Below are 13339 nucleotides of genomic sequence, written 5' to 3' on the forward strand. Positions count from 1 at the left end.
GTAAAAACTGTTACAATAGTCCAAATTTTACTTTATAAAGGCACATCATGCGACACGACAACCGTGAATTATCCCAATTACGTCCTATCAGCTTTATCCGTAACTACACCAAACATGCCGAAGGTTCGGTATTGGTGTGCTATGGCGACACCAAAGTGCTATGCAACGTCAGCATAGAGCAGGGTGTGCCACGTTGGTTAAAGGGGCAAGGTCAAGGCTGGCTCACTGCCGAGTACGGCATGCTCCCACGAGCCACAGGCACTCGCACTCAACGTGAAGCGACTAAGGGCAAGCAGTCAGGTCGTACCCAAGAGATACAACGCCTTATCGGGCGGTCGCTCCGTGCCATGCTCGATTTGTCAAAGTTGGGCGAGAACACCATTTATGTGGACTGCGACGTCATACAAGCAGACGGTGGCACACGCACGGCAAGTATCACGGGTTCGGCAGTGGCACTCATCGATGCCTTAGAGAGCCTACAACGAGACAAAAAGCTGACCACAGACCCACTCATCGGACTGGTGGGGGCGGTGTCGGTCGGTATCAAGGACGGACGGGCGTATTTGGATTTGGATTATAGTGAAGACTCGACCTGCGATACCGATTTGAATGTGGTCATGACCCAAGCAGGCGGATTTATTGAGATTCAGGGTACGGCAGAAGACAAGCATTTTACCCGTGATGAGGCAAATGCCATGCTTGACCTTGCCGAGTCTGGGATTAAAGAGATTTTTGAATTACAAAAACAAGCGTTGTGCTGGTAATGCTAAAAGTCATTGATGATGGCGTGTCTATCACGCTAAACGGCACCGAGTCGAACCCTGTCTTTATCATGGCAGGGGTGCTTGTCGCCTTGGCGGTATGCGTGGCGGTGGTCGCCATGACTGCCCCTGTGGAGATTACCATTGGGGTGATGGCAGTATTTGCGGTGCTGATTTTTGGTTTTAATATCTACAAAAACCGCCTAAAATACCAAAGCCGTGTCGCCACAGGGGTGATTATCATCAAAAATCGTGCCTTTATCGCACAGGGGCAAAACGTCAAACTGAGCGACAATGCTCGTATTGAGCTGATAAATGATGCCCTAGTCATCACTGATTTGGGCAGAAGTTGGCATATCTTGGGTTTTGATAATGACAAAGAACGCCAGGTCGCCAAATCAGTACTAGAAGGTAAGGCATTAGAGAAGCGAGAGCAGGCGATACGGATTTTGTAAATTATATAACCACAGCCACATAAAAAAGCCCAACATCTGTCGGGCTTTGTTTTTTGACGGGTGTTTTTTTATTGTCCGCTAGCAGGGGCGGTGGTCTCGGTGCTGTTTTTCTGCTTTTCAAGTTCAGCGATTTGGGCTTCGAGTAGGGCGATTTGCTCGGCTTTGGCGGTGGTCAAATCTTCCATCATGGTAAGCTGTTCTTGGATGAGTTTTTCTTGCTCGGCGATTTGTGAATCTTTGTCTGCCAAACGGTCAATCTCTTCTTTGATGAGTGCAGGGTCGGTTGGAATCTCAGCATTGAGAATTTCATCGGGATTGACCACGGGTTTAATCTCAGGTAGTACGCTGTCACCTGCCACAGGGGCGGTTGCTGTATCGCTTGCCACATCACCTTCGCTTTGTGGAGTAGGACTCTCGGTGCTGTCAGTAGCAGGCGGGGCGGTCTCTTCGGCAGGGGCAGGCGTACTCACAGGAGCAGGGGCAGGAGCGACATCAGGGGTACTACTTTCATCGCCACTCATCGCCATGTAGAGTGCTACGCCAATCAGAGCTAAGGCAATCACACTGCCCAAGATGAGCTTGTTGAGCTTTTGAGGGTCGCTAAGTAGCCCTGTAAAGTCGCTTTTGCCACTGGCAGGCTTTGGAGCTTTGGAGGCTTTGGGTTTGGTCATTTTTGGGGTTTTGGGTGAACCATCTTTTTTGCCAAATAATCCTTTTTTAGCAGGCTTATCTTTGGCGGGTTCGCCTTGCCCAAGACCGCTGGCAACGCTCGCCCCTGCGACCGCCCCTGCACCTAGTAGGGCGGTATCGATGTTGTCGTTTGCCACGTCGGTGGGGGCATTGGCTTGGTTTAGGTCATCTAGTTGATTGAAGAAATCATCTTGGGCAGTGTTATCACCAACGTGGGTCAAATCAATGCCAGTGGTATTATCAGTCACGGTCACATCAGATAGGGCGATGTCCACAGGCTCATTGGCAGTCAAGTCAATGTCAGAGTTGGCGACATCGGCAGTGTTTTGGTCAAACAGCTCGTCAAATTCGGCACTTAAATCGACATCAGCGGCAGTGTCGGTGCTGGCATTGGGGTCGGCATTGCCAAAATCAATGTCCAAAAATTCATCATCAAAATTAATCTCGTTCGGGTCTTTTTTCTCTGACATGGGAAACCTATCTTATTGGCTAATTGGGGCTGATGGATGGCAGGGGCGTTCATCGGGCTTGGATAGACTTTTTGATACAAGTCGGGTCTGATGGTGCCAATGAGACGCTTGCCAGCAAATATTGCTGTACTATATCAAAATTTACAAGAATTTTCAGCTTTTTACAACAAAATTAAGACAAAAAGCACAAATTTTGACTCAAATTCATGATAGGGCGACATCTGATGGCTATTTTATAAAACGCACCACGCCCACGCTCTCTGTCATCGCCCCTTCGATGGTGGCTTGGATTTGGGGTAGGTCGTCTGCGGTGGGTCGGCGTGCTGTATGTCCACATGCCACGCACTCAATGTACTCATCAGGCTCTGGCGTGAAAATCTGCACCTGCACGGTGGTATCGGTCGCTTTGCATTGGGTGCATTTGACCCCTGCAAGAAATTGGCGTTTTGGGCGGGTGGATTGGTATCTCATGGTGTTTTTCAATAAAAATAGGGGTAGATTTTACCCCCATTTGTGCATTTGTGCAATGGCGGATTACCGTGATTTGGCTATTTGACAAACCCACTATGACGCAGTAACGCCCCCATGTCAGCGTCTCGCCCCATAAAGGCGACAAAGCTGTCTTTGGCAGGGCGAGAACCGCCCATTTGTAGGATTTCGCTTTTGAAGGCATTACCAATGGCAGGGTCAAATACGCCATGCGTGGCGGGGTTTTGACTGTTTTCAAATTTGCCAAAAGCGTCCGCCGACAACAGCTCCGCCCATTTATAAGAATAATACCCTGACGCATAGCCCCCTGCAAAAATATGGCTAAACGTGTTGGCAAAACGGTTGTTGGTAGGCGGTTTGATGACGGCTATTTCATCACGCACGCCGTCCAGCACCGCCAAAATCTCATCATAGCCCGACAGCTCTTTGCCATGAATGCGTAAATCAAACAGCCCAAATTCTATCTGACGTAAGGTTTGCAGTCCGCTTTGGAAGTTTTTGGCGTTTAGTAGGGCGGTCAGCTTGTCTTGGGGTAGTGGCTCGCCTGTCTCTACATGGCGACTGATGAGAGCAATGCCGTCTTTATCAATGGCAAAATTTTCCATAAATTGACTGGGCAATTCCACAGCGTCCCACTCCACGCCACTGATACCTGCCACGTCCGAGAGCGTGATTTTGGTGAGTAAATGGTGCAAGCCATGCCCAAACTCATGAAACAGCGTGGTAACTTCATCAAAGGTCAAAAGACTTGGCAAGTCGCCCACCGCAGGCGAGAAGTTGCCCACGATAAAGCCCACAGGGAGCTGTTCAATCTCGCTATCTTTATGCTTTTCTTGAAAGCCTGACAGCCATGCCCCGCCACGCTTGCCCGTGCGAGCAAACAGGTCAAGATACAGCCCGCCTATCAAGCCGTTTTTGTCATGTAGCTCAAAAAACTGCACGTCCGTATGCCAGCGTGGTACGTCTGCCGTCCGCTCGTTAAAGGACACGCCAAAGAGCTTGCCGATGATGTCAAACAGACCGCTAAGCACCACAGGGAGCGGAAAATAAGGGCGAATCTCATCGCTGTTTAGGTTGTATTTTTCAAGGCGGATTTTTTCGGCCAGATAGGGCGTATCCCACGGCTCAACCTTATCAAGCCCAAGCGTTTTACCTAAAATTTCCATGTCCGCCAAATCCGCCTTAGCAAAGGGCGTGGCGTGATGAGCGAGCGTTTTTAAAAAGGTTTCAATCTCATCTTTATCATTTGCCATTTTGCTGGCGAGCGATACTTGGGTGTAGTCGTCAAAGCCGAGCAGTTTGGCTTTTTCTTGGCGTAGGGTGAGTATCTCGCTCATGATGTCGCCATTGTCAAACTCGCCATGCCCATAGCTAGACACGGCACTGGCACGGGTGTTATAGGCATGGTACAAGGTCTCACGCAGGGTGCGGTCATCGGCGTACTGCATGACCGCCAGATACATGGGCACATCAAGTGTGGCGACATAGTCGGTCGCCAGAACGGCATTGGGGTGCTTGGCTTTGTAGGTGTCGCCTGCTGATTTTAACAGGGCAAGACCGCTTGGGGTAATGCCTGACAGCTGGGCTTGGGTTAAGGGTAGGGCGAAGGCTTGGGTTGCGTCTAGGGCGTTGTCTGAGAATTTGGCGGACAGCACCGACAGGCGAGCGGAAATCTCGGCAAAACGTGCTTTTTTGTCATCATCTAAGGCGACCCCTGACAGCGTAAAGCCTTGTAGGGCAAGCTCTACCGCTCGTGTTAGGGCGTTGTCTGCTCCTAGTTTTTCTAAATTATCATTGACAAGTTTATAAAGCTGATACAGCCCCACCGATTGCCCTGTTTTGGTAGAAAAGGCGGACAAGGCAGGCAGTACGTCATGATGAGCGGTGCGAATTTCGGGGCTAGACACCACGCTGTTTAGGTGCGAGAGTATCCCAAAACTGCGGTTTAGGTTCAGATTTAGGCGGTTAAATTGACCGATGATGTCAAGGGCGAGCGTTGGCTCATCGGTCGTTGGTAAATTATCTAAAAACTCATCGGCAACGTTTAAATCTTGCTCCACTAAGGCTTTTAGTGTGCTTGCGTCTGTTTTGTCAAAATCCACAAGGTGTAAACGTTCATCTAGGGCTTGCGTGTGAAAATCAATCATGGGTGTGTTCCTAAAAAGTTTGGGCTTAGAATTTGGATTTATAATAAGGATAACAATTCACTTTTACAAGGTGTAGCGTGGGCGTGGGGTAGGTTGCTTTTATCATAAAAGCGTGGTATGTTTGTCTTTTACTATTTGAATGATTTAAAAGCAAAAACATGACCCCCATTCACGTTGTTTCTTATAATATCCATAAAGGCATGTCGCCCCTAAACCGCCTTGTCAAGCTCCAACGCATGGGGCAGGCGTTGGCGGATTTGCCCATTGATATTTTGTGCTTACAAGAAGTGCAAGGGCAAAACCTAAAACGAGCCATTTCCTTTAACGAATACCCCGACCAGTCGCACCATGAGTGGTTTGGCGAATATCTGTCGCTGTCGCACAGCTATGGCGAAAACGTCCGCTACCCACACGGCAATCACGGCAACGCCACGCTCTCACGCCACCCCCTAGACCCCAAGCACAACGTCAATATCACCGTCTCTCGCCTAGAAAAACGGGGCGTTCTGCACAGTGAGATAACCCCTGACGGTTGGGGTGTGCCTGTGGTGGTGCTAAATGCTCATCTTAACCTACTAGAAGCCGGCCGCACCAAGCAATACAAGGCAATCAGCGACTATATCAACAGCGAGATTGATAAGGACAAACCACTCATTTTGGCGGGGGATTTTAATGATTGGGCGAAAAAATCGGGGCGGTTTATGGCGGATTTGGGGCTACATGAAGTCTTTTATACCAAGCACGGCAAACACCCTGCGACTTTTCCTGCCAAGTTCCCCATGATAAGTCTTGACCGCATTTATGTACGGCATTTGACCGTACTGTCCGCCCAAGTGTATGGCGGTGTGCCGTGGTCTGATTTGTCCGACCATTTGCCGATAGGAGCGAGATTGGTATTTGATAAAACGGCGTTTTGTTAAGATATTTTTTATAAATGGGCGTGTAGGATAAACGTGGTGCCAAAAATCAATATCTTATTGCAGGGCAAATTGCAATTCGCCCCTTGTATTATAATACCTAAAACAAAACCCCATTATAAGCAACCATAATGGGGTTTGTGAGAAAGTAGCGTTGTTTCGCCCCTTGTGCTTAAAAGCACGCAGTGTAGATGTTAGCCTACTTTCTCATCCATCATCACCCCGAATGGTATCTACGTCCATAAATTGCAAATGTGTTTTTTGATGAGCAATGCTAAAAATAGACTGGTAAAATTTAGAATATGATACCAAAATTTGGCTTAGTTTTCAGTAGTTTTATCAGTATTGTTTATTAAACACGTCTTTGGATAGGTTTGTAGATACCATAAACCACAACCCCCAATCCATCTCAACGATGTAACTCTAATTTAAACGGGGTTTGTGTTTGTAGTACCGCTTGGGCAATACTGACAAGCTTACGCATGAGTGCGGTAATCACAACCTTTTTTGCCTTGCCTTGGCTGTTTAGTCTATCTACAAACAAACGATAAGCACCGTCTTTATAACGACCAAAGGCAAAGTTCATGGCAGGGCAATATAAGGCTTTTCTAATGTCTGCTTGTCCGATTTTAGAAATGCCCATTACTTGATGTAAGCTACTACCCGATGATTTAATAAATCTCTTTCCAAACTAAAAATAAACCCTTATAAGTATTGGGGTTAAAGTTTTTAAAAATCCATAAAAATCAGGGTTTGGAAAGAAGTCTAATCATGGATGCAAGCCCTGCAAAAGCTGCTGCTGCTTTTGCATTTTTAAAACGACTACCGTCACCTAAGTAGCAGATGAGTTTAACCGCACTGTCAAAGCCAATGGCAGGAATGCTAAGCAGTAATGAGGCATTTTGCTTTAAAGTGTCATCACTGGCAACGCACTGACGAATGCTTTGTTGTAAGGCTTTGATTTGCCCTTTGATGAAGTCTATCATCGCTTTGGTATAAGCAATACAATCTTCATCAATGAGCATGCTAAGACGTACCTTTTCTTGAGCAAGCTTGTCCTTTAAATGGTCAAGCTGACGGCTTTTACGAAGCAGTTGTCTTTGGGCAGGTAGCATGGGCTGATAACAGACAAGCTTATGTCCTTTTTCACAAGCATAGTCTGCTAAGAGCTTAGCATCAATCTTATCTGTCTTTGACCGTAGGTTATCGCTTTTGGCAAAGCTGGCACTGCACTTAGGATTGATGATACTGACCATGATGTTTTGTGCCACCAAACAATCCGCCAAAGCTTCATGATAAATGTTGGTGGCTTCCATAACAGCACAAAAGCGACCATCAAAGGCATTAAGCCAACAGATAAACTCATCAAAGCCTTGATGATGATTACAAAACACCTTGTGCTTGTATTTGCCATTGGGCAGTTTAACAGCAACATCAAACTTATGTTTGGCAACATCAATACCAATGTAGTATAATGGATCATCCATATAAACCTCCAACCTTGTGAATACAGGCTACAACAACGTGCCTAAGGGGCGAATTGCAATTCGCCCTTATGATTTTAAAAATTGTAAATTAAAGCTGAGCTGGCGTATTATTTATTTTGAGAATTTACCATGACCAAACCCATTCGCACCCGTATCGCCCCGTCCCCAACTGGCTTTCCGCACGTTGGCACGGCTTATATCGCCTTGTTTAATATGGTTTTTGCCAAATCACAAGGGGGCGAGTTTATCCTACGCATTGAAGACACCGACCAAGTCCGCTCCACCGCCCAGTCTGAACAGATGATTTTAAACGCCCTAAAATGGGCAGGTCTGACATGGAGTGAAGGTCCTGACGTGGGCGGACAGTTCGCCCCCTATCGCCAGTCCGAGCGTTCCGAGATTTACAAAAAATACGCCCAAGAGCTCCTTGACAAAGGTCATGCCTTTCGCTGTTTTTGTACGACAGACGAGCTAGACCAAATGCGTAAAGAGCAAGAAGCCCAAGGCTTGCCGGTGCGTTATGACGGACGTTATGCCAATCTGAGCCGTGAAGAGAGCGATAAACTTGCCGAGAGCGGTAAGCCCTTTGTCATTCGTATGCGTGTGCCGACAGACGGCGAGTGTGTGATTCATGATATGCTTCGTGGCGAGATTAGCATTCCTTGGGAAACGGTTGATATGCAAGTGCTTTTAAAAACAGACGGTTTGCCGACCTATCATCTTGCCAATGTCGTGGACGACCATCTCATGCAAATCAGCCACGTCATTCGTGGCGAAGAGTGGATTAACTCCGCTCCCAAGCACAAACTTCTGTATGAATATTTTGGTTGGGAAATGCCCGTGCTGTGCCATATGCCCCTACTGCGTAACCCCGACAAATCCAAACTCTCCAAACGCAAAAACCCCACGTCAATCACCTATTATAAGGACGCAGGCGTGCTACCTGAGGTCTTGATTAACTACTTGGGGCGTATGGGGTATAGCTTGCCAAACGAAGCGGAGAAATTTAGCCTAGATGAGATGATAGCCAGCTTTGACATCAAACGGGTGTCGCTTGGCGGGCCTGTGTTTGACATTGAAAAACTCTACTGGCTAAATGGCGAATACCTGCGTGCGATGAGTGCAGACGAGTTAAAGGCGAAGATTTTGGCATGGGCAAGCGATGATGATAAGCTGACCGCCATTGCCAAAGCCATTCAACCACGCATTAACGTGTTGTCCGATGCGGTAAATTGGGCAGGGTTTTATTTTCAAAACTTGCCAAACGTTACACCAGACGATTTTGCTCATAAAACGCTGGATAATGACAAGCTTTTGGAAATTCTCTACCTTGCCACATGGCAACTAGAAGCCTTGCCCGAGTGGAGCGAGAATAACATTTACCAAACCCTAAAAGGCTTGGCAGGGCATTTTGAGATTAAATTAAAAGACTTTATGCAACCGTTTTTTGTGGCGATTGCAGGTTCAACGTCTAGCACGCCTGTGATGAATTCCATGTACGTCATCGGGGCGGACATGACTTTATCACGCCTACGTCATGCCTGTGAAGTGCTTGGCGGACTTGGCAAAAAGAAACTCAAAAAATTGGAAGAGACGAATAAGGCTTTGCCAAACTTTTTAAATCAAGAATGATATAGGGCGTGCCTGCCCTTTATCCTTCGTTGCCGTAAAACCACCGACTTCAGGCGGTGGATATAAGGCAACTCCGTAGCTATGCTTACATACAGATGGTATTTAGTGCGGTGTATTCTGCTGTTCAATGTACTGGCGGATAATCTCAATTGGGGCACCGCCACAACTACCTGCAAAATAGCTAGGCGACCACAACGCATCACCCCATAACTGCTCTTTAATAGACGGATATTCTTTTTTACGCAATAACCGACTAGAAACACCTTTCAGACTATTAACTAGACTAGAAATAGCCACTTTAGGCGGATAAACCACCAATAAATGCACATGGTCGCTCTCACCGTCAAACTCAACTAATTGTGCCTCAAACTTTGAACAAACTTTCTCAAAGATAACTTGCATATCGTCTAAAATCTCTTTAGTGAATACTTTTCTGCGGTATTTAGCCACAAAGACCAAATGCACATGAATATTGTAAACAACGTGCCTACCACGTCTTAAATCATTTGACATTAAAATTAAACCAAATATATAATATACCTATCTCATTATACACAAACCCATGAAAACACTCAAGCTACGCATACGAGACAAACACACAGACCAACTTAACCGCCTAAGTGGTTCGGTCAATTTCGTATGGAACTACGTGAATGACTTGAGTTACAAGCAGCTACAAAAGACGGGCAAATTCTTTTCCGCCTATGACCTAAACGAATATACCAAAGGTAGCGGTGAGTTACTTGGCTTACACTCGCAAACTATCCAAGCCATTAACGAAACCCACGCCAAAAGCCGTAAGCAATTTAAAAAAGCCAAACTATCATGGCGAACCAACAACCCCAATGCCAAGCGTAAATCGCTTGGCTGGCTACCGTTTAAACAATCCGCCATTAAACACATCGCTACCCGCCAAACAGGCAAAAAAGGATTAAAATCAACCCTACAGCTTAGTTTAGCTAAAGGGCAAAAGCTCATCATTGACCTATGGGACAGCTACAACCTTAGCCTATACCAAATTAACACCTGCGAACTGGTGCAAGACAGCCGTAATCGTTGGTATGCGTGTATTACCGTCAAAGAATACCCAAAACAGCCTTGTGGCAAAGGTAGCGTTGGCATTGATTTGGGCTTAAAAGACAGTGCCACCGCCTCAAATGGCGACAAGCTACAAATCAAGCAAACGCTCAAATATGCCAAAGCATTAGCTACCGCTCAACGTGCCAAAAACAAACAGCGTGTCAAGGCAATCCATGCCAAAATTAAAAATACACGCCAAGACCTCATACACAAATTCACCACAGGGCTAGTTAAGAATAACGCCCTAATCGTGGTTGGTGATGTAAAAACCACCCAATTTAACAGTAAAAAAGGCAAACTAGCCAAGTCGGTTTACGATGCAGGTTGGTTTGAACTGAAACGACAACTGACCTATAAGTGCGAGAACGCAGGTTGTCGTTTTGAAATCGTGAATGAACGATACACTACCCAAACTTGCTCGTGCTGTGGCGATATGTCCAGTAGTCCGAAAGGTAGAGCAGGTTTGCGAATAAGAGAATGGACTTGTGCAAAGTGTGGCACACGGCATGATAGAGATATCAATGCCAGTCGGAACATTCTTGCGGTCGGGCTTGGCCGTCTGGGAGCAGGAATCCCCTCCCTTTAGGGAGGGGAGGAAGTCAAAACATAATCTAAAATGTAGAAATATGGTGAAAATAAAATAAATCTCTTTCCAAACTAAAAATAAACCCTTATAAGTATTGGGGTTGAAGTTTTTAAAAATCCATAAAAATCAGGGTTTGGAAAGAAGTCTAATAATGTTTTTGTATGAAAAATAGCTAAATCTTGTGGCTCGAAGGCAACAACTTGCCTGATAGGATAACTATCAAACTACGTTTTTTCCTTGAAAAACGTGCGATTCCCTTGATTTTTTAAACAGGCATTTTTCATTGCAAATACAAAAGGCAGGCACGCCCTAAATAAAAACCGATAATTTTCAATAAGTTATCGGTTTTTTTTAAAATTTTTTGAAAAAATTATTTGACAAGGCACAGGCTCTTTTATATAATACGCCCACCTTAACAAAGGGGCTATAGCTCAGTTGGTAGAGCACTTGCATGGCATGCAAGGGGTCAGCGGTTCGACTCCGCTTAGCTCCACCACTTTTTAATTTTATATTAAAAAGTCAAAAACACAAGCACCTAGGCACGCTCTTTGAGCAATCTTGTGTTGGTTCGTTAAGTTTTACGCTCCATTCGTCTAGAGGCCTAGGACACCGCCCTTTCACGGCGGTAACAGGGGTTCGAATCCCCTATGGAGTGCCAAATTCTAAATCCCCAAGTTACGGCTTGGGGATTTGTTGTTATGTCGGTAGGTTTTTCGCTTTATGGCAAATTTCACCACACATTTGACCGTTGCTGCCATTGCCAGTACTGCCCTTGCCACGTTTGGCTTTGTGGGTGGGTTATTTGGCTTTGGCACGGCGGTTTTTTGTTTGGCGATAGGGGTTATTGGTGGGCTGTTGCCTGACATTGACCTTGAAACGTCCATTCCTGCCAAGCGGTTTTTTACGCTCATGTCGTTATTTATCGCCACGCTCACCGCCATTTTATACACCGCCTATCAGACCACAGGCACACAGCTGGTGGAGCAGGCACTCATGGTGTGGGGTGGGGCATTTATGGTCGTGCGTTATGGCGTGATAGGGCTGTTTAGTCATCTCACCGTTCATCGGGGTATGGTGCATTCGGTGCCATACATGGCGATGTGTGGACTGTTTGCGGTCTATGGGGCGTTTTATGGCTTTGGCATGACTGCCAAAGTAAGCTGGCTATTTGGGGGATTTTTGTTCATCGGGGCGATGGTGCATTTGGTGCTAGATGAGATATACAGCGTCAATGTGTTGGGGCTAAAACTCAAAAAATCATCAGGCACGGCATTCAAATTCTTTGAACGTAAAAAATCCCTGCGATATGTCATGCTCTACATCATCGTGTTCGCTTTATTTTTATACGCCCCTGATTATCAGCCTGCCCTAAATGGCATTCATGCATTGGTACAAACATTTGCCACTCGCACCATTTGACACGCCTTTATTAATTTTACCAATCATTGTCATTACACCCCGCTCATGTCCGCCATGATGACAAACCTGTCATCAGATGATAAAATGCGTGATATCTAGACAGATGAGTTTAACATGAATAATAACACCGACATTAACTATTATCCTGCACGCACCCTTGCCACGCCCATCACTGCCACTGGCATAGGGCTACACAGCGGCAAGGAAGTCACGCTCACCTTGCGAGATGCCCCCATCGGCACAGGCATTGTGTTCGTACGCACCGACCTTGATAACGCCCACATTCCCATGAGTGCCACGCTCGTCCAAGACACGATGATGTCATCCAACTTAGTGGCGGGCGATGCACGAGTTGGCACGGTAGAGCATTTGCTCTCGGCGGTGTCAGCGTGCGGTTTGGATAACTTATATATAGAAGTCAATGCCCCTGAGATTCCGATTATGGACGGCTCGGCAGCACCGTTTTTGTTTTTGATTGACGAAGCAGGCGTGGCAGAACAGCCCGCTCCCAAAGCCTTTTTAAAAATCAAAAAAACCGTGCGTGTGAGCGATGAAGACAAATGGGCGGAGCTTACCCCTTATGATGATGGTTTTTTGATGCATTTTGAGATTGATTTTAATCATGCCGCCATCAAAGCGACCGAACAGACCACGTCGCTTGATTTTAATACCGCCAATTTCGCCCGTGAAGTGGGGCAGGCTCGCACGTTCGGCTTTTTAAAAGACTTAGAAATGCTCAAAAAGCACAATCTTGCCTTAGGCGGTAGTATGGATAATGCCGTGGTGCTTGATGAGACATCGGTGGTCAATGGCGAGCTACGCTATCCTAACGAATTTGTCCGCCATAAAATGCTAGATGCGGTGGGCGATTTGTTCGTCATCGGGCATAACATCATCGGCAAATTTAACGCTTACAAATCAGGTCATGCCCTAAATAACGCACTCATCCGAGCGGTATTGGCAGATGACAGTGCCTATGAAATTGTAACAAATTATGACAAAAACAGCTGTCCGATTGCCTTTATTCCGCCCAAAAATCCCCTAAAAAATGAAGGATTTTAAGGCAAAAAATTTGGACGATTTAAATTTCGGTAAACTGACTGAAAAAGTAGCGTAATAAAGCTAAAAATTAATCAAAATGGCGTGTAACAAAGTAAAAGCGAGCTGACAGTAGCTCGCTTTTGTGTTTGTGGGGGTTTTGGGGGA

The 13339-nt window shown here is 46.2% G+C and carries 13 protein-coding genes and 2 tRNA genes; 9 read left to right on the forward strand and 6 right to left on the reverse strand.

The genetic code is table 11. From position 1 onward, the window contains the following. Positions 1-47: 47 nt before the first annotated feature. Complete coding sequence (gene rph / locus AAHK14_RS06550) at positions 48-764, forward strand: ribonuclease PH (RefSeq protein ID WP_194092736.1); 717 nt, start codon at positions 48-50, stop codon at positions 762-764. Beyond that, positions 764-1216, forward strand: a complete 453-nt coding sequence (locus AAHK14_RS06555; RefSeq protein WP_065256951.1) for a hypothetical protein — start codon at positions 764-766, stop codon at positions 1214-1216. The genes rph and AAHK14_RS06555 overlap by 1 nt, the downstream gene beginning before the upstream one ends. Positions 1217-1284: 68 nt before the next feature. On the opposite strand, the gene AAHK14_RS06560 is transcribed toward AAHK14_RS06555, so the two are convergent. The 3 genes from AAHK14_RS06560 to AAHK14_RS06570 form a co-directional block, all read right to left on the reverse strand. After that, positions 1285-2376 carry a hypothetical protein gene (locus AAHK14_RS06560; RefSeq protein WP_065256950.1) on the reverse strand — a complete coding sequence of 364 codons (1092 nt, stop codon included), beginning with the start codon at positions 2374-2376 and terminating at the stop codon, positions 1285-1287. Positions 2377-2604: 228 nt separating this feature from the next. Continuing rightward, positions 2605-2847, reverse strand: a complete 243-nt coding sequence (locus tag AAHK14_RS06565; RefSeq protein WP_062499776.1) for a YheV family putative metal-binding protein — start codon at positions 2845-2847, stop codon at positions 2605-2607. Between the two features lie 77 nt (positions 2848-2924). Further along, positions 2925-5012 (reverse strand): M3 family metallopeptidase, encoded by a 2088-nt coding sequence (locus AAHK14_RS06570; RefSeq protein WP_065256949.1) that lies wholly within the window; start codon positions 5010-5012, stop codon positions 2925-2927. Between the two features lie 158 nt (positions 5013-5170). Here AAHK14_RS06570 and AAHK14_RS06575 point away from each other — a divergent pair, with 158 nt between their 5' ends. Next, complete coding sequence (locus AAHK14_RS06575; protein ID WP_065256948.1) at positions 5171-5932, forward strand: endonuclease/exonuclease/phosphatase family protein; 762 nt, start codon at positions 5171-5173, stop codon at positions 5930-5932. Between the two features lie 406 nt (positions 5933-6338). Here AAHK14_RS06575 and AAHK14_RS06580 read toward each other — a convergent pair whose 3' ends face one another. Both AAHK14_RS06580 and AAHK14_RS06585 read right to left on the reverse strand, forming a co-directional pair. Continuing rightward, on the reverse strand, positions 6339-6572 hold the full coding sequence (locus AAHK14_RS06580) for a hypothetical protein (protein WP_197035905.1): 234 nt from the start codon (positions 6570-6572) through the stop codon (positions 6339-6341). 103 nt (positions 6573-6675) lie between these two features. After that, positions 6676-7416 carry a transposase gene (locus tag AAHK14_RS06585; protein WP_197035904.1) on the reverse strand — a complete coding sequence of 247 codons (741 nt, stop codon included), beginning with the start codon at positions 7414-7416 and terminating at the stop codon, positions 6676-6678. A 129-nt stretch (positions 7417-7545) separates the two neighbouring features. Between AAHK14_RS06585 and gltX the strand changes: the two genes are divergently transcribed. Continuing rightward, positions 7546-9048, forward strand: coding sequence for a glutamate--tRNA ligase (gene gltX, locus AAHK14_RS06590; RefSeq protein WP_062501660.1), 1503 nt, complete (start codon positions 7546-7548; stop codon positions 9046-9048). Between the two features lie 102 nt (positions 9049-9150). Here gltX and tnpA read toward each other — a convergent pair whose 3' ends face one another. Further along, positions 9151-9561 (reverse strand): IS200/IS605 family transposase, encoded by a 411-nt coding sequence (tnpA, locus tag AAHK14_RS06595; protein WP_065256193.1) that lies wholly within the window; start codon positions 9559-9561, stop codon positions 9151-9153. 49 nt (positions 9562-9610) lie between these two features. On the opposite strand from tnpA, the gene AAHK14_RS06600 reads away from it, so the two are divergent. The 5 genes from AAHK14_RS06600 to lpxC all read left to right on the forward strand — a co-directional run bounded on the left by AAHK14_RS06600 (position 9611) and on the right by lpxC (position 13195). Next, the gene (locus tag AAHK14_RS06600) at positions 9611-10714 is read left to right on the forward strand and encodes an RNA-guided endonuclease TnpB family protein (protein WP_065256194.1); all 1104 of its coding nucleotides are present in this window, start codon (positions 9611-9613) and stop codon (positions 10712-10714) included. 420 nt (positions 10715-11134) lie between these two features. Beyond that, positions 11135-11210: transfer RNA gene (locus tag AAHK14_RS06605), tRNA-Ala, on the forward strand. A gap of 86 nt (positions 11211-11296) precedes the next feature. Beyond that, positions 11297-11372: transfer RNA gene (locus AAHK14_RS06610), tRNA-Glu, on the forward strand. A 62-nt stretch (positions 11373-11434) separates the two neighbouring features. Further along, on the forward strand, positions 11435-12133 hold the full coding sequence (locus AAHK14_RS06615; RefSeq protein WP_062500542.1) for a metal-dependent hydrolase: 699 nt from the start codon (positions 11435-11437) through the stop codon (positions 12131-12133). A 114-nt stretch (positions 12134-12247) separates the two neighbouring features. Beyond that, complete coding sequence (gene lpxC, locus AAHK14_RS06620; protein WP_065256365.1) at positions 12248-13195, forward strand: UDP-3-O-acyl-N-acetylglucosamine deacetylase; 948 nt, start codon at positions 12248-12250, stop codon at positions 13193-13195. Positions 13196-13339: the final 144 nt, after the last annotated feature.

This window comes from Moraxella sp. K1664 (assembly GCF_039693965.1).
In the GTDB taxonomy this organism is placed as follows: domain Bacteria; phylum Pseudomonadota; class Gammaproteobacteria; order Pseudomonadales; family Moraxellaceae; genus Moraxella.